The organism is Pseudomonas sp. S3E12 (assembly GCF_001702295.1).
GTDB classification, from domain to species: Bacteria; Pseudomonadota; Gammaproteobacteria; order Pseudomonadales; family Pseudomonadaceae; genus Aquipseudomonas; species Aquipseudomonas marginalis.
Genome location: NZ_MBDT01000010.1, coordinates 13766 through 29787 on the forward strand (window position 1 = coordinate 13766; position 16022 = coordinate 29787).

15 protein-coding genes and 1 pseudogene are annotated in these 16022 nt (G+C 61.1%); 7 read left to right on the forward strand and 9 right to left on the reverse strand.

What is annotated here, in order from left to right; translation table 11 throughout:
* Nucleotides 1–116 precede the first annotated feature (116 nt).
* Both BB029_RS12305 and BB029_RS12310 read left to right on the forward strand, forming a co-directional pair.
* Nucleotides 117–1850, forward strand: a complete 1734-nt coding sequence (locus BB029_RS12305) for a DEAD/DEAH box helicase (protein ID WP_065939361.1) — start codon at nucleotides 117–119, stop codon at nucleotides 1848–1850.
* A complete protein-coding gene (locus BB029_RS12310) occupies nucleotides 1847–3838 on the forward strand; it encodes a 3'-5' exonuclease (protein WP_065939362.1) in 1992 nt (663 codons plus the stop codon). Before BB029_RS12305 ends, BB029_RS12310 begins: the two co-directional genes overlap by 4 nt.
* A gap of 58 nt (nucleotides 3839–3896) precedes the next feature.
* Here the strand turns inward: BB029_RS12310 and BB029_RS12315 are convergent, their stop codons facing one another.
* Nucleotides 3897–4406 carry a DUF1993 family protein gene (locus tag BB029_RS12315; RefSeq protein ID WP_065939363.1) on the reverse strand — a complete coding sequence of 170 codons (510 nt, stop codon included), beginning with the start codon at nucleotides 4404–4406 and terminating at the stop codon, nucleotides 3897–3899.
* 116 nt (nucleotides 4407–4522) lie between these two features.
* On the opposite strand from BB029_RS12315, the gene BB029_RS12320 reads away from it, so the two are divergent.
* Nucleotides 4523–5173 (forward strand): YceH family protein, encoded by a 651-nt coding sequence (locus tag BB029_RS12320; RefSeq protein WP_065926946.1) that lies wholly within the window; start codon nucleotides 4523–4525, stop codon nucleotides 5171–5173.
* 120 nt (nucleotides 5174–5293) lie between these two features.
* Here the strand turns inward: BB029_RS12320 and BB029_RS12325 are convergent, their stop codons facing one another.
* Nucleotides 5294–6112 (reverse strand): shikimate 5-dehydrogenase, encoded by an 819-nt coding sequence (locus tag BB029_RS12325; RefSeq protein WP_065939364.1) that lies wholly within the window; start codon nucleotides 6110–6112, stop codon nucleotides 5294–5296.
* Nucleotides 6113–6268: 156 nt separating this feature from the next.
* Between BB029_RS12325 and BB029_RS12330 the strand changes: the two genes are divergently transcribed.
* The 3 genes from BB029_RS12330 to BB029_RS12340 all read left to right on the forward strand — a co-directional run bounded on the left by BB029_RS12330 (nucleotide 6269) and on the right by BB029_RS12340 (nucleotide 7324).
* Nucleotides 6269–6622: a hypothetical protein gene (locus BB029_RS12330; RefSeq protein ID WP_027603153.1), complete on the forward strand. Its 354-nt coding sequence runs from the start codon at nucleotides 6269–6271 to the stop codon at nucleotides 6620–6622.
* Between the two features lie 233 nt (nucleotides 6623–6855).
* Nucleotides 6856–7050 carry a hypothetical protein gene (locus tag BB029_RS12335; protein ID WP_027603152.1) on the forward strand — a complete coding sequence of 65 codons (195 nt, stop codon included), beginning with the start codon at nucleotides 6856–6858 and terminating at the stop codon, nucleotides 7048–7050.
* Nucleotides 7051–7141: 91 nt separating this feature from the next.
* Complete coding sequence (locus tag BB029_RS12340) at nucleotides 7142–7324, forward strand: hypothetical protein (protein WP_065939365.1); 183 nt, start codon at nucleotides 7142–7144, stop codon at nucleotides 7322–7324.
* Nucleotides 7325–7327: 3 nt separating this feature from the next.
* Here BB029_RS12340 and BB029_RS12345 read toward each other — a convergent pair whose 3' ends face one another.
* Nucleotides 7328–8395: an AI-2E family transporter gene (locus BB029_RS12345; RefSeq protein ID WP_027603150.1), complete on the reverse strand. Its 1068-nt coding sequence runs from the start codon at nucleotides 8393–8395 to the stop codon at nucleotides 7328–7330.
* 161 nt (nucleotides 8396–8556) lie between these two features.
* On the opposite strand from BB029_RS12345, the gene yegQ reads away from it, so the two are divergent.
* Nucleotides 8557–9876, forward strand: a complete 1320-nt coding sequence (gene yegQ, locus BB029_RS12350; protein WP_065939366.1) for a tRNA 5-hydroxyuridine modification protein YegQ — start codon at nucleotides 8557–8559, stop codon at nucleotides 9874–9876.
* On the opposite strand, the gene BB029_RS12355 is transcribed toward yegQ, so the two are convergent.
* The 6 genes and pseudogenes from BB029_RS12355 to BB029_RS12375 all read right to left on the reverse strand — a co-directional run bounded on the left by BB029_RS12355 (nucleotide 9873) and on the right by BB029_RS12375 (nucleotide 15564).
* Nucleotides 9873–11081: a pyridoxal phosphate-dependent aminotransferase gene (locus BB029_RS12355; RefSeq protein WP_065939367.1), complete on the reverse strand. Its 1209-nt coding sequence runs from the start codon at nucleotides 11079–11081 to the stop codon at nucleotides 9873–9875. The genes yegQ and BB029_RS12355 overlap by 4 nt on opposite strands.
* Complete coding sequence (locus tag BB029_RS12360) at nucleotides 11078–11737, reverse strand: RraA family protein (RefSeq protein WP_065939368.1); 660 nt, start codon at nucleotides 11735–11737, stop codon at nucleotides 11078–11080. Before BB029_RS12360 ends, BB029_RS12355 begins: the two co-directional genes overlap by 4 nt.
* On the reverse strand, nucleotides 11734–12402 hold the full coding sequence (locus BB029_RS12365) for an RraA family protein (protein ID WP_065939369.1): 669 nt from the start codon (nucleotides 12400–12402) through the stop codon (nucleotides 11734–11736). The genes BB029_RS12360 and BB029_RS12365 overlap by 4 nt, the downstream gene beginning before the upstream one ends.
* Before the next feature lie 101 nt (nucleotides 12403–12503).
* Nucleotides 12504–13325 carry a methyl-accepting chemotaxis protein gene (locus tag BB029_RS34180; protein ID WP_371856068.1) on the reverse strand — a complete coding sequence of 274 codons (822 nt, stop codon included), beginning with the start codon at nucleotides 13323–13325 and terminating at the stop codon, nucleotides 12504–12506.
* 36 nt (nucleotides 13326–13361) lie between these two features.
* Nucleotides 13362–14183: pseudogene (locus BB029_RS34185) on the reverse strand (cache domain-containing protein); the annotation flags it as partial.
* A 61-nt stretch (nucleotides 14184–14244) separates the two neighbouring features.
* Complete coding sequence (locus tag BB029_RS12375; RefSeq protein ID WP_168166809.1) at nucleotides 14245–15564, reverse strand: Na+/H+ antiporter family protein; 1320 nt, start codon at nucleotides 15562–15564, stop codon at nucleotides 14245–14247.
* Between the last annotated feature and the right edge of the window lie 458 nt (nucleotides 15565–16022).

Genomic DNA, 16022 nt, shown 5'->3' on the forward strand with positions numbered 1-16022 from the left:
GGGCTTTTTGGTAATGGCTCATTGGGCTTTCCGTGCCACGTGTTGGCTCGCAACCACGACAAACATTATGTAACACTGCCAACAGATGCCTCGGTCGATAAGGATTGTTCACCGCCATGCTCGGACAGCACCCTCTGATTCAAAAACTGTACGACTTCGTATACGCCGAACAGGCCGCCAACTGGCAAAAACTTCAAGAGGTATGGGAACGTCCCTTGAAGGACAAGTTGCTGCAGGGCTGGACACAGGGCTTCGTTCGACTCGAACGAGGCGATACAGCCAAATTACTGTGGGCCTACCTCGACGACAACGAATCGCGCTTTCGTGCAGGTGACTTGCTGCGTCTGCATCTGGGCGATGCCCAAGGCCCGCTGCTATGCCAGGCCATGAAGTTCGAAAAGGAAGAGGACGATCGCTGGCTTCTCAGTTCGGATCAGGCAATGCTCATCTGGGAGAGCTATCAGCAAGGTGTTTGCTACGCGGACCCTGATGGCATGGACCTGACGCCGAAATACCTTCAAACCTTGCAGGATATTGAGAGCGACGTACACGGTAACAACGCGATTCTTCCTTTGCTCGGCGATGCTCCCAATATCGGCTTCCATGACGCGGACCTCGAGTACGCCGAGCAGATCGCGCTCAAAGAGGGCTGCAACCAGAAACAAGCCGAGGCCGTGGGTTTTGCCTTCGGGGCTGAACAGGTCGCCTGCATTCAAGGTCCACCCGGTACCGGCAAGACCAGAGCCCTGGCCCTGATCGCTCAGTTGCTGGTCGAGCGCGGCGAACGGGTGTTCGTCACTTCGCATACACACATGGCCATCAACAACGCCTTGAGTAAGATTGCTGCGCGCGATGTGCCGACCGTCAAGGTCGGTGGCCGCCGGGAAGACCTCGACAAACACGTGGATTGGGCAGCCGAACCGGCCAGATGGGAAGGGATGCCAGAGGCAGGTCAAGGTTATGTGATTGGCGCCACGCCTTTTGCAACGTGTTCCTCGTTGTCCAATTACAATTTCGACACGGTGATCTTCGACGAGGCCAGTCAGATCACCGTACCTCTCGCCCTGATGGCGATGCGCAAGGGCAAACGCTTTATTTTCATCGGCGACCAGAAACAACTTCCCCCCGTACTGCTTTCTCGCTCGGTTCTGTCAAAAGAATCCATGTCTGTGTTCGCCCGCCTGACGGCTCAGGATGCCGATCACACGGTAATGCTTGAAGAAACCTACCGGATGAATCGCTGGCTGACCCAGTGGCCCAGCCAAATGTATTACGGCGGGCGATTACGCGCCGCCGGGCGAAACAGGGACCGTCTCCTGTCGCCTATTCATCAGGTAGATGTCAGCGAAGCGCTTGACCCGCAAACCTGCGCGGTGTTCATCCCGACGCAGGACGCAAAAGCGCGGAACCGCAACCCGGCAGACGCCAGATGCGTCGTCCAGTTGTGCCGGCAAGCGCACGACATGGGGCTGCCACTCCATGAAATCGGGATCGTGACGCCCTACCGTGCTCAGGGTCGAGCCATTCGCAAGGCGCTGGCCAAACAGTTCGGCAGCGAGGCCGCCAGTACAATCGTCGCGGATACCGTCGAGCGTATGCAGGGTCAGGAGCGGGAGTTGGTGATCCTGTCCCTGTGCAGTGGCGACGAAGCGTTTATCAGTGCAATCGGGACATTTTTCTTTCAGCCTGAGCGCCTGAACGTTTCCATCACGCGCGCGATGACCAAGCTGATCATCATCGGGCCGGAGCTGCAGCACGGGATCATCTGTTCCAGCGAAGCCGCACAGGCCTGGGCTGAGCAATACCGCCAGTTGATCAGCCAATGCCATAAGGTAAATGTCCCGCTATGACGCTTTTCATACCTGAATGGCAGCGCAGCAGCGGCTCCCAGCAACAGTGCAAGCGGGTACTCAAGAAGCTTGAGGATGACTACGTCGTCCGCAAATGCCTGACTCAAGACAGCTGGGCACCGGATTTTTTCCTGCAGCGCGGTGAGCTTGAGTGGCTGGCGCTGATGGTGTGCGAGTTGCCGTACGATACGCTGGACCCGGACCAGCTGTTTTTGACCGCAGAGCAGACAGCATTCAGCCAGATGCTGGAGAAACTGGAAACATTCGAAACCCAGGCCGGTATCCCGGCCATGCGCAAGATGGTGGTGATGTGGGGCTGCGACTCCGAGCAAAGTAAAATCCTCTGGTCACGGCATTGCGAAGGTCGGGGAATCTGGCTGATGTCGAAGAAGACGTTCCTTGAGTCCGGTGCAGAACAACTGCCCAAGCTGCTCAAGGCACTGTCATCGGAAACCCGGCAGACCCTTATGGGCCGTTACTTTTCCGAGGCCGAAATAGCCGGGCTCCGCTCAACACGCCGTCAGTTTTCGCGCGACAACAGTGCCCGCACGCTGCGCTACTTTCTGGACCCTCAGCAAGAGTGGGCCAGCAAGCTCGACCTGGACCTTCCGGATGAGCAAACGGAAATGGCGGGGGATTTTTCCGTGCGGCTGATCAATGGTGTAGCGGGCAGCGGCAAAACGCTTATTGCTGCCAGTCGCGCCTATATCCTGGCCAGGAAATTCCCTGACCAGCAGGTTCTCATGCTGATTCACAACGTTCCTGTCGTGAAAGATCTGAAACACCGCCTGCAGCGCGTCTATGGAGAAATCCCCAAGAACCTCACCATCATGACGGCGCTGGGCTGGATCTCAAGGCAATGGAGGGCGCTGTTTAAAGAAACACTGAAGATGCCTAAGTTCACTACCGAAGCCATAGGCCTTATTCAGCATTTTCGCGACACGGAATACCGGGAACTGAAACCGGACAATAACCAGTTGCTTGATGAGTTCAACTTTATAAACGACAACGTCGTCATCGACGAGCCTGATTATCTCAAGGCAGAACGGGCAGGCCAGGGCTTTGCGCTGCGCAAAGAGGAGCGACAACAGGTCTGGGCGCTGTACGAACGGGTGACCAAAGCCCTGTTCAATCAGCATGGGCTGCGTTTATGGAGCTCTCTGCCCCGTGATCTGTGCCTGGCCAATCGCCCAGACACGCTGGAAGCCTATCAGCACATTCTGGTGGACGAGGCGCAGTTCTTCGCACCGTCGTGGTTCCAACTGATCAAACTCACCCTGGAAAAAACCGAGGGGACGCTGTTTTTATGCGCTGATCCGAATCAGGGCTTTCTGAAGAGCCGCCTTAGCTGGAAACGAGTCGGCCTGGATGTGGCGGGCAAGACCAAAAAGCTGCGCAAATCGTATCGCACCACCCAGGCCATACTAAGCGCTGCCAGCCAGATGCTGGCCGACATTACACAGACCGATCCGGACGAGTATCTGCAACCAGACTTCGACGGTATGGAAGCAGGTACGCCGCCGCTGTTTGTTCTGTCGCCCTCTCCACAGGATGCCGTTGTCCAGGCCTGCAATGAAATTGGAGCGCATCGGAACAGCTATGAATTACCGTTGTCGGCAATGTTGCTGCTGTATGGCAAGGGCATAGACAAAGCGTTGTTAATGAAAACCCTGAAAAAGAGTTTCGGCACCGAGCGAATCTGGGACATGAATGATCCAGACGTCGTACCCGGTCATGATGAAACGCTGCGAATCGCGACGGTTGAAAGTGCAACCGGACTGGAAGCCAACGTAGTGTTTCTGGTTGGGCTGGAAAAATTGCTCAGGATTATCGAGCAGAAGGCTGGCATCACGGCGGACGAGCTGGAACAGAATGCTCGCAAGCTGTATATGGCGATGACTCGCGCAGGCCAACGGCTTGTGCTGATCTCGTCTACCCCGCTGCCGGAGAAAATTGCGGGGGTGTTTGTCCACACCGGGATGGAATAAAAAACGCCCAGGGCCATTCGGCAAAGAACAGCTCCGGGCGTTTTTCCGATGCCTGGGCTTAGAAAGCGCCCATGTAGTCACGCTTGCCCACTTCCACACCGTTGTGACGCAGCAAGGCGTATGCGGTGGTGACGTGGAAGAAGAACTGCGGCAGGCCGTAGGTCAACAGGTAGGACTGGCCGCTGAAGCGCTTCTCTTTCGGTGTGCCTGGGCGGGTGATGATCTCAATGCCTTCCTTGCCGTCGACTTGCTCGGGCTTGATGGTGTCGACAAACGCCAGCACCTTGGCGATCAGCGCTTGCAGATCGGCGAAGGTGACTTCGGTATCTTCGTATTTCGGTACTTCGATCTCAGCCAGGCGTGCGGAAACGCCCTTGGCGAAGTCGACGGCGATCTGCACCTGGCGCACCAGTTGGAACATGTCCGGGAACAGGCGTGCTTGCAGCAAGGCGTTGGGTTCGATGTTCCTGGCGGTGGCGTGGGCTTCGGCTTTGTTCAGCACATCGCTCAGGGCGGTGAGCATTTGCTTGAAGACGGGGATGGAGGCGGCGTACAGGGAAATAGTCATGGCAGTCTCATGGGTAATGGCAGGGTTGGAACCAGCGGCGATTATAGACACGCCAGGCGCTTGTCTTTTATTTTTTCCGGCTTAGGCTAGTGCGTTCACTGCATAGGGAAAGCGCGATGACCGCCGAGCACGACACCGACACCCCTGAGCCGCGCCTGAACAGCACGGAAATTCGCGTCCTGGGTTGCCTGATCGAAAAACAGGCGACCAACCCGGAAACCTATCCCCTGACCCTCAACGCCCTGGTCCTGGCCTGCAACCAGAAGACCAGCCGCGAGCCGGTGATGAACCTGAGCCAGGGCCAGGTTGGCCAGAGTCTGCGTGCGCTGGAAGGCCAAGGCTTCACGCGCCTGGTGATGGGCAGCCGCGCCGACCGGTGGGAGCATCGCGTGGATAAGGCGCTGGAACTGGTACCGGCCCAGGTGATCCTGACCGGGCTGCTGTTCTTGCGTGGGCCGCAGACGGTCAACGAACTGCTGACCCGCAGCGGGCGCATGCATGACTTCGAGGATGCCGAGCAGGTGGTGCACCAGCTGGAGCGCCTGATTGCCCGCGGGCTGGCGCTGCTGGTGCCGCGCCAGGCAGGGCAGCGGGAAGATCGCTATACCCATGCGCTGGGGGATCCGGCGGACATCGAGGTGATTATCGCGGCGCGGGGAAGCCCGGTGGAGCGCTCTGCCGGCGCAGTCTCGCTGGATCGTATCGAAGAGCTTGAAGCACGAATTGCAGCTCTGGAAGAGCGATTGGCGCAGCTGGAACAGGCATGACTCGGTAAAAATGTGGGAGGGGGCTTGCTCCCGATAGCGGTGTATCAGGCAATGAAAGTGTTGACTGACCCAGCGCTATCGGGAGCAAGCCCCCTCCCACATTTAGAGCAGCAGCGGCCTTCAGTTGCGGGCGAAGGCTACTGCTGCCTGGAACTGTTCATCCGTAGGCCGCACGCCGGTGTACAGAACGAATTGCTCCAACGCCTGGATCGCAATCACCTCCAACCCGGTGATCACCCGCTTGCCTTTGGCCCGCCCGCGCACGATCAGGGGTGTTTCGGCGGGGATCGCTACTACATCGAAGACAGTGTCCGCTGCATCCACGGCATCCGCGTCGAACGCCAGGGCATCCGCCTCGGCCCCGCCGGTCATGCCGATGGGGGTGACGTTGATCAGCATCTGCGGGCGCAAATCGCCCAGTTCAGCCTGCCACTCATACCCCAGGTTCTGCGCCAGCGCCCGGCCCGCCGCTTCGTTACGTGCCACGATCACACCATGGGCGTAACCGCCATCCCGCAAGGCGCTCGCCACGGCCTTGGCCATACCGCCGCTGCCACGCAGGGCGAAGGTCGAATCCTGCGGCACGGCGTGTGTCTTGAGCAATTGTTCGACGGCGATGTAGTCGGTGTTGTAGGCCTTGAGATGGCCATTGGTATTGACGATGGTATTCAGGGAGTCGATGGCTTGAACCGAATCGTCCAGTTCGTCCACTAAGGCAATGGCGGCCTCCTTGAAGGGCATGGACACCCCGCAACCCCGGATGCCCAACGCACGGATACCACCTATCGCGCCGGGCAAATCCTGGCTGCTGAAGGCTTTATAGTAGAAATTCAGCCCCAGCTGTTCGTACAGGTGGTTATGAAAACGCAAGCCAAAATTCCCAGGGCGGGCCGACAGCGACATGCACAGTTGGGTGTCCTTGTTGGGGTGCATCTGCATGGATAACTCCTTTGAGTAAGCAAATCGGTACAGACCTTACACAACCTTTACCTAGCGGCCGTGCTGTTTTTCAGAAATACGTTGTCTTAAAAGTATCCCCGCGACATTACTTGAGTCTATTGATTGCAGACCACAAGCGCAGGGGCTAACCGAGGAATGACCATGATTCGTACAATCCCCAAGATCGCCTTGCTGGTAGGTGCACTCGCTATGGCAGGCCAAGCCTCCGCCCATGGTGGTGGATGGGGTGGCCCAGCCGTCTTGGGTGCCCTGGTCGGCGCCGCCGTAGTGGGCTCCGTGGTGGCCAGCCAGCCCCGTGAGGTCTATGTGCAGCAGCCGGTCTACGTGCAACCGCAGCCGGTGTATGCCGCGCCGCCGCCCGTCTACTACGCACCACCGCCGCCGGTGTACGTGCAGCAGGAGGTCTATTACCGCCCTGCGCCGGTCTACTACGGCCCACCGCGTGGCTACTATGGCCCGCCCCACGGTTATTACCGCCGCGGCTGGTAAGTCTCAACCGTCAGCTATGCAACAGGCCTCGCCCACCCGCGGGGCCTTTTCTTGTGGGTAACGTCCGGATTTATCCTGCCAAGGTCGCTCTGAGGACAATGGCCGGGCTGCAATCCCACATGCTTAAGGTCGAAAGTCTACTTGCCCGAACGGGGCTCACGCTGTCATGTTTGTGTCACGCCACACTCCCACTATCAATCCTGTCCACTCCATAACAACAAGGACGACTGACCATGCCCACACAAAATCCGCACCGCACCGCTGGCCTGTGTACGTCCAGCAAGGTCTACAGCGCCCTCACGGAGCTCAAGCACCTGGAAGGCCACCGCAGCGCCAAGTTCCTCGCGCTGCTGGCGGAAAACCTGGTGCACAAAGGCCTGCTTAATGAGCAGGAAGTGGTGAGCATGCTCGATCAAGTGGTCGACTGAAGCCTTTTGTTGATGTCGACTATCGAGCCAGATGATTTTTCCTGAGCACCTGTGCCCCGTAAGGTGACCTCCATAGCGATTGGAGGTCCTTATGCCCACTGTTCAAATCATGTCCGTCATCGGCAGCGCCGTACCCGCCCCGCTTCGGGAACTGGGTTTGCTGGCCTGCTGGTATGTGGTGCGCGACGGCGAAGCCATCAGCGGCCCGCTCACGTCCCTGTCTGCCGCCGAAAAACAACTGCAGCAAGCCTCGAACTTCCGCCTGCACGCCTGAGACTCAAGGCAACGGCAACTTGACCCGCGGCTTGCTCTCGACAAACAACGCCCAGCTGGACATGAACAGCGCCGCCACCAGCGGCCCGATCACGAACCCGTTGAGGCCGAATACCGACAGGCCGCCCAGGGTCGAGATCAGGATCAGGTAGTCCGGCATCTTGGTGTCCTTGCCCACCAGGATCGGGCGCAGCACATTGTCCACCAGGCCGATCACAAACACGCCGAACAGGCCCAGCACCACACCCTGCCAGATCGAACCGCTCAACAGGAAGTAGGCGGCCACCGGCCCCCACACAATGCCCGCACCCACGGCCGGCAGCAGTGATAGAAACGCCATCAGCACCGCCCAGAGCAACGCACTGGGAATGTCCAGGAACCAGAAGATCAAACCACCCAGCGCCCCCTGGGTCACGGCCACCAGCACATTGCCCTTGACCGTGGCGCGCACCACCCGATTGAACTTGAGCTGCAACCGACGCTTCTGCGGCTCGGCCAGCGGCACCGCCGTGCGGACCTTGCGCACCAGTTCCGGGCCGTCGCGCAGCAGGAAAAACAGCAGGTACAGCATGATGAAAAAACTCACCAGGAAATCAAACGTGCCCTGGCCGAAGCTGAACGCCTGGGTCGCAAAGAACTGGCTGCCCTGCATCGCACTCTTGACGATCTTCTCGCGCAGCCCTTCCAGGTTGCCCATGCCGAAGCGGTCCAGCAGGTGCTGGAAGTACGGCGGCAGGAAGTTCTTGAACTGCTCGATATAGCCGGCCACATCCAGCTTGCCGCTCTCGACGTTTTTGTAGAGCGTGGCGCCCTCTTGCACCAGCAATGCACTGGTAATGATCACCGGCAGGATCGCGATCACCAGGCACACCATCAAGGTGGCCAGGGACGTCAGGTTGCGGTTCCAGCCGAAGCGCTGCTGCAGGCGACGCTGCATCGGCGCAAAGATGATGCCGAGGATCACCGCCCAGAACACTGCACCGTAGAACGGCAGCAATATCCAGATAAAGGCGACGGTCACCAGGGCCAGCAGTAGCAGCAGGGTCTTGAATTGCAGGTTGGTTTGATTCATGTCCGATCCATGTCAGAAAAGCAGGCCGCGCGTGTACGTCCAGCTGCTTAGTCCACCGCAAATCCTGGGAGTGCCATCTTTGTTGCGGTAAGCGTAGACCCAGATCAATAAAGCCCGGTACACGTTGGGCTACGCTCGCGGCCTTTTGCGATCCGATCCCCATGCCTCTCGTCCTTGCCCCCGAACTGCTCGCACCCGCCGGCACCCTGAAAAACATGCGCTACGCCTTCGCCTACGGCGCCGATGCGGTCTACGCCGGCCAGCCGCGCTACAGCCTGCGGGTGCGCAACAACGAGTTCGACCACGCCAACCTGGCGCTCGGCATTCAGGAAGCCCACGCGCTGGGCAAGCGGTTCTACGTGGTGGTAAACATCGCGCCACACAATGCCAAGCTCAAGACCTTCCTCAAGGACCTCGCCCCGGTGATCGCCATGGGCCCGGATGCGCTGATCATGTCCGACCCGGGCCTGATCATGCTGGTGCGCCGGCACTTCCCGATGATGCCGATCCATCTGTCGGTGCAGGCCAATACGGTGAACTGGGCCAGCGTCGAGTTCTGGCAGCAGCAAGGGATTTGCCGGGTGATCCTGTCGCGGGAGCTGTCCCTGGAAGAAATCGGAGAGATTCGCCAGCAGGTGCCGGCCATGGAGCTGGAAGTGTTCGTCCACGGTGCCTTGTGCATGGCCTATTCCGGGCGCTGCCTGCTCTCGGGCTACATGAATAAACGTGACGCCAACCAGGGCACCTGCACCAATGCCTGCCGCTGGAAATACCAGGCCACCCCGGCGGTGGAAAACGCCACGGGCGATATTGTCCAGGTGTATCAACCGGAACCCACACTGGGGATCGGCGCGCCCACCGACCAGGTGTTCCTGCTGCAGGAAGCCAACCGCCCCGACGAACAGATGCCCGCCTTCGAGGATGAACACGGCACCTACATCATGAACGCCAAGGACCTGCGCGCCGTACAGCATGTGGAGCGCCTGACCCACATGGGCGTGCATTCGCTGAAGATCGAAGGCCGTACCAAATCGCATTTCTACTGCGCCCGCACGACCCAGGTGTACCGCCAGGCAATCGATGATGCGGTGGCCGGCCGAGCGTTTAACCGCAACTTGATGACCGACCTGGAATCCTTGGCCCAACGCGGCTACACCGAAGGTTTCCTGCGCCGCCACGTGCACGACGAATACCAGAATTACCAGAACGGCAGCTCAGTGTCCGAGCGCCAGCAGTTTGTCGGCGAATTGACCGGCGAGCGCCGCGGCGAGTTGGCCGAGGTCAAGGTGAAGAACCGCTTTGCCGTGGGTCATCACCTGGAACTGATGACCCCCGCCGGCAACTTCCACTTTGACCTGGCCAGCCTGCACAACGCCAAGGGTGAAGCCATCGATGCGGCGCCGGGGGATGGGCACACGGTGTATGTGCCCCTGCCGACCGAAATGGACCTGCGCTTCGGTTTGCTGATGCGCGACGTCTAACGGGTCGCAGCACAGAACCGGTGGATCGCCTCGCAGGCCTGGCGCAACGAGGCGTCGTCCAACGCGTAGGCGATGCGCAGGTACGGCGCCAGCCCGAACGCACTGCCGGGCACTACGGCCACATGGGCTTCGTCGAGCAAGGCATCGGCCACGTCTTCGTCGGTGTGCAGCCGCTTGCCGGCGCGCGTGGTGCGGCCCAGCAGACCGGCGCAGGACGCAAAGGCATAGAACGCACCGTCCGGGTTCATACATTCCAGCCCCGGGCTGGCGTTCAGCAAGGCCACTACCAGGTCACGGCGCTGCTCGAATACCGCCCGTGACTGCTGGATAAAGTCCTGCGGGCCGGTCAATGCAGCAATCGCGGCCTGCTGGGAAATCGCACTGGCCCCCGACGTCTGCTGGCCCTGGAGTTTTTCCATGGCGGCCAGCAACCAGCGCGGGCCGGTGGCGAAGCCGATGCGCCAGCCGGTCATGGCGTAAGCCTTGGACACGCCATTCATGGTCAGCACCCGTGGCGCCAGGCGCGGCTCGACGTGCGCCAGGGTGTGGAAGGTTTGCCCGCCGAACAGCAAGTGCTCGTAGATATCGTCCGCCAGCACCAGCACATGGGGATGTTTCAACAGCACCTGCGCCAGGGCCTGCAACTCCAGCCGGCTGTACACGGCGCCGGTCGGGTTGGACGGTGAGTTGAGGATCAGCCAGCGCGTGCGGGGGGTGATCGCCTGCTCCAGCGCCGCCGCGGTCAGCTTGAACCCCTGCTGGGCGGCGCACGGCAAAATCCTTGCGGTACCGCCGCACAGTTCGACCATTTCCGGGTAGCTGACCCAATACGGCGCGGGCACGATCACCTCGTCGCCTGCATTCAAGGTGGCGGCCAGGGCGTTGTAGATCACATGCTTGCCGCCGTTGCTGACCAGGGTGTCCTGCCAGGTGACGTCCAAGCCGTTTTCGCGACGGAACTTCTGCGCCACCGCTTCACGCAATGCACGCACTCCGGCGACCTGGGTGTAACGCGTATGGCCGTTACGGATCGCATCGATACCTGCCTGGCGGATGTGTTCCGGGGTGTCGAAATCCGGCTCCCCGGCACACAACGAGATGAGGCTTGCGCCCTCGGCGCGGCGTGCGGCCACGCGGTCGATGATGCGGTACGTGGCAGACGGTCGGGCCTGGGCCAGACGCGTATTCAGGCGTTCAATGGTCATGCGTCCTTCCTCTGCAAGGTGTGATAACCCAGGGACTCACGCGCCTGCTGGAGTGTCCTGCCGGCCTCGATCTGCGCGCGGATCCGGGCTTCCACCGCCTCGATCTGCCGGGCCGTACGCGCGACCTCCTCTGCACGGGCACGCGGCACCACCAGTACGCCATTGGCGTCGGCCACCACGATGTCCCTTGCACACACGCGCGCGCCGCTGATCGCCACCGGCTCGTTCACCGCCAGCACTTCCACACGGTCCTTGCCGGTACGCATATAGCGGCCCTTGGTGAACAACGGATAGCCATCGCCGAGGGCTTTGCTGACATCCCGGCACACCCCGTCGATCACCGTAGCGGCAATGCCCCGGCTGCCTGCGTACTGGGTCATGATGTCGCCCCACACCGTGCAATCGCTGCGCCCGGCGTTGGCGATAACCACCACATCCCCCGGCAGCACGTCTTCGATAAAGTCACCGACCGAGCCCGGCGGCATGCTCGCCGGGACGTATTGCACGGTAAACGCCGGGCCCACCACGGTGCCCCGGTAGTTATCCAGGGGCGCGATGCCCAGGCATTGGCCGGCAATCCCGAGTTTATCCATGGCATCCGACACACCCGGTGTGTCGAGCCCGGCAAACAGGGCGACAAGGTGTTGATCGTTCATCGGGCAGGCTCCACGCGGATGGCTTCGAAGTGGCTGTCGTGCATCACATCGGCCACCGAACGGCCGCTGCGCACGGCCTCCACCATGCCGGCTTCACGGGCGGCGATGCGCTCACCCAGGTCCAACACCTGCTCGATAACGGAAGTGGGGATGAACACCGTGCCGCAGCGGTCGGCAATCACGAAGTCGTCCTCCGACACGTTCACACCGCCCACGCTGACAGTGACGCCGGAATCGACCTGCACCACCCGATTGCGCGCGCTGATCATGGTGACCCCACGGCCATAGACCGGGTAGCCGATGGACGCACTGCCGTCGATATCGCGACTGCAACCGTCGATCACCGAGCCACGAATGCGCCTGGCCACGGCGGCATTGGCGATGATGTCGCCCCAGCAGGAGATACCCTCCAGCCCACCGGCGATCACCAGCACACGGTCGTCGGTGGTGATCGCGTCGATCACCGGGGAAATCAGGTGCACGGCGGGCGCGGCGTCAGTCTTGGGCGCCAGCTTGACCGTGCTGGCCCGGCCCACCACCTTGGGGCAGTCCCACAACGGGCGGATGCCCACCACCGCCCCCGGCAGTTGCAGGAAATCCAGTGCGTCGGAGACCGTATTGGTGTCGAGTTCAGCCAGGCGCTGAAGCGGGTCGGGAAGTGGCATGAGGTGAGCCCCTGTGGTGAGTGGGGCTCAAGTCTCACTGAGGGGCGTTGATAGGTATATTCGTATTAACGGTGGATAACCATACGCTTAACCTATGAGAATCAGATCCTGAACTGGCCGACCAATTGGCCCAAGCGTTGACCCAGGTCCGCCAGACTGCGCGACGTCTGGGCGCCCAGCTGAGTTTCATCGGCCACGCTGTCCACCGCCACGGCGATCTGATGCACACTGCGGTTGATCTCTTCGGCAACGGCAGTCTGTTCTTCGGCAGCGCTGGCAATCTGCGCGTTCATCGAGTTGATGGTGCCGATCAACTGGGCCATGGTGTCCAGGGACGCCCCGGCTTCGTTGGCCTTGGCCGAGGTGCCGTCGCCGGCATCGCTGGAGCGGCGCATGGCATCCACGGCCGCCTCGGTGCCTTTTTGCAGGCGGTCGATCATGCCCTGGATTTCCTGGGTGCTGGTTTGCGTGCGGCTGGCCAGGGCGCGCACCTCGTCGGCGACCACGGCAAAACCGCGCCCGGCCTCCCCTGCCCGCGCGGCCTCGATCGCCGCGTTGAGGGCCAGCAGGTTGGTTTGTTCGGCAATCGAGCGGATCACGCCGAGCACGCTGACAATCGACGACACGTCCTGCTGCAGGCTGTCGAGGGACACACCGCTGCTGCGGATGTCATTCACCAGCGCATGGATCTGCGCGATGCTGCCGTCCACCACGCGCTTGGCGGCCTGGCCTTCGGCATCAGTCTGTTGCGCGGCCACGGAGGCGCCCTGGGCACTGCGCGCCACTTCTTGCGCCGCGGAGGACATCTGGTTGATGGCGGTGGCCACCTGGTCGGTCTCGTGACGCTGGCGTTCCATGGCCTGCTCAGAACGCTGGGCCTGGTCGGACACCTGGCTGACCAGGCCGGTGAGTTGGGTGGTCATCTCGGTGATCTGGCGCACCAGGCCATGGATCTTGTCGACAAAGCGGTTGAACGCACCAGCCAGGTCGCCCAGTTCGTCCTGGCTGGTGATGGCCAGGCGGCGAGTCAAATCGCCTTCCCCGGCAGCGATGTCGTCGAGGTTGGCTTTCATCAAATGCAGCGGGCGCAAAATGGTGTTGGCCAGCAGCATGCCGACGGCGGCGATCACCAGCAACACTACCACGGCCACGCCGAGGATGCTCAGCAGCACGCCTTCCATGCGTGTTTTCACTTTGGCTTCGACCACCGCCACCTGGGCTTCGATGCCATCCAGGTTCACCGAGGTGCCGATAACCATGTCCCACTTGGGCAGGTATTCGGTGTAGCCCATCTTGGGCACCAGTTCGGTCTGGCCGGGCTGGGTCGAGCTGTATTGCAGGTAGTGGGTGCCGTCCTTGCCGACCTTGACCAGGTCGCGGTTGACGTAGACACCGTTGGGATCACGGTTGTCCTTGAAGCTCTTGCCCACGCCGTCGGGGCTGTTGCCCTTGAACAGGCGGATGGTCTCGGAGTCGTAGCCGAAGAAGTAACCGTCCTTGCCATAGCGGGTGTTGGACAGCAGCTTGACCACCTCGGCCCGCGCCGCCGTATCGCCCGGGGCGGCGGCGTCATAGAGCGGCTTGATGGTGGTCATGGCCACTTCCACATAACTTTGCAGGGTGGCCTTGGCGTCGTTGAGCAGACGCTGGCGGGTTTCATCCACCTCGTTGCGCGCCTGGCCCTGGAGGATCCACACGGTGGTCAGGCTGATGACCACGGCGAACAGCAACACCGGCACAACGGCGAGGGACAGGACTTTGGCCTTCAGGCTCAGACGCATGGCTTTTCTCTCTTATTGGGCGACTTGAGAGGTTATCGGCCAGCGCCGGTGAATCTGTAGATCAGAGCGTCATCGCCGCCAACCAGCCAAACGCCAGCAATGGGAGGTTGTAGTGCAGGAACGTCGGCACCACGGTGTCCCAGATATGGTGATGCTGGCCGTCGATATTCAGGCCGGAGGTCGGGCCGAGGGTGGAGTCCGAGGCGGGCGAACCGGCATCACCCAGCGCCCCGGCGGTGCCGACGATGCACACGATGGCCAGCGGGCTGAAGCCCAGTTGTACACACAGCGGCACGAAAATCGCCGCCAGGATCGGCACCGTGGAAAACGACGAGCCGATGCCCATGGTCACCAGCAGCCCCACCAGCAACATCAACAACACCCCCACCCCACGGCTATGGCCGATGAACGCCGCCGAGGTTTCCACCAGCGAGCGCACGTCGCCGGTAGCCTTGAGCACTTCGGCAAAGCCTGACGAGGCGATCATGATGAAGCCAATCATCGCCATCATCTTCATGCCTTCGGTAAACAGGTCGTCGGTGTCGCGCCAGCGCACGATGCCCGAGACCGAGAAGATCAGGAACCCGGCCAGGGCACCGATGATCATCGAGTCCAGCCACAACTGTATGATGAACGCCGAGGCAATCGCCAGGCCCGCCACCAGCAGGGTCAGCGGGTTGTACTGCACCGCCACTTGCTCGACCCGCTCGATTTTCTCCAGGTCATACACGCGCTTCTTGCGGTAGCTGATAAACACCGCCACCAGCAGCCCGACCACCATGCCCAGCGCCGGCAGGCTCATGGCGTGGGTGACGTTGACCTGGCTGATGTCCACGCCGCTCTTGGCCACGTTGGCCAGCAGGATCTGGTTGAGGAAGATATTGCCGAAGCCCACCGGCAGGAACATGTACGGCGTGATCAAGCCGAAGGTCATCACGCAGGCGATCAGGCGGCGGTCCAACTGCAATTTGGTCAGCACATACAGCAGGGGCGGCACCAGCAACGGGATAAACGCGATATGGATCGGCAGGATGTTCTGCGACGCAATCGCGACCACCCACAGCAGGCCGATCAGCAGCCATTTGACGTGGTTGCCGCCGCTGGCTTCCTGACGGTCGACCAGCAGCAAGGCCTTGTCCGCCAGGGCGTGGGCCAGGCCGGACTTGGCAATCGCCACGGCGAAAGCGCCGAGCAAAGCGTAGGACAAGGCCACGGTCGCCCCCCCTCCCAAGCCACCGTTGAACGCCTTGAGCGTGGCCTCGATGCCCAGGCCACCGGTCAGGCCGCCCACCAGGGCGCCGACAATAATGGCGATGACCACATGCACGCGGGACAGGCTGAGCACCAGCATGGTGCCGACCGCGGCGATGACTGCGTTAATCATGGTTACCTCAAGCAGAAACATAAAAACAGGCATGCCCGCGCCCGGGCGGCCATCGGATGGCAGCCGGCGTGCAGGCTTGAAGGAGGTCTTATTAGAGGGCGCGCACTGTGCAGCAGGTCGCGCCCCATGTCAAAAAGCGGCGCCGCTTTCAGGTTTAAATTGATCGTATGAATAAAGAAAATGCCAGATCGGCCGATAACCGGGCTCTATGTGTTTTCAGGTAAGGATGTGCCGATGTCCCTCAGACAGCTCTCCATTCAATGGAAAATCACCCTGCTCGCCGGCCTGTGCCTGCTGGGGATCGTGACCCTGCTGGTGGGTTTGTCGTTGTACCGCATGGTGCAGAGTTCCGAGCAGGTCAAGGCTTCCAGCATGCAGATGCTCGATGAAGCGGCCCAGGCTCGCATCGAGGCCCAAGGTGAGGTGCAGGCCGCGGGCATCCGCCGGCAATTCAT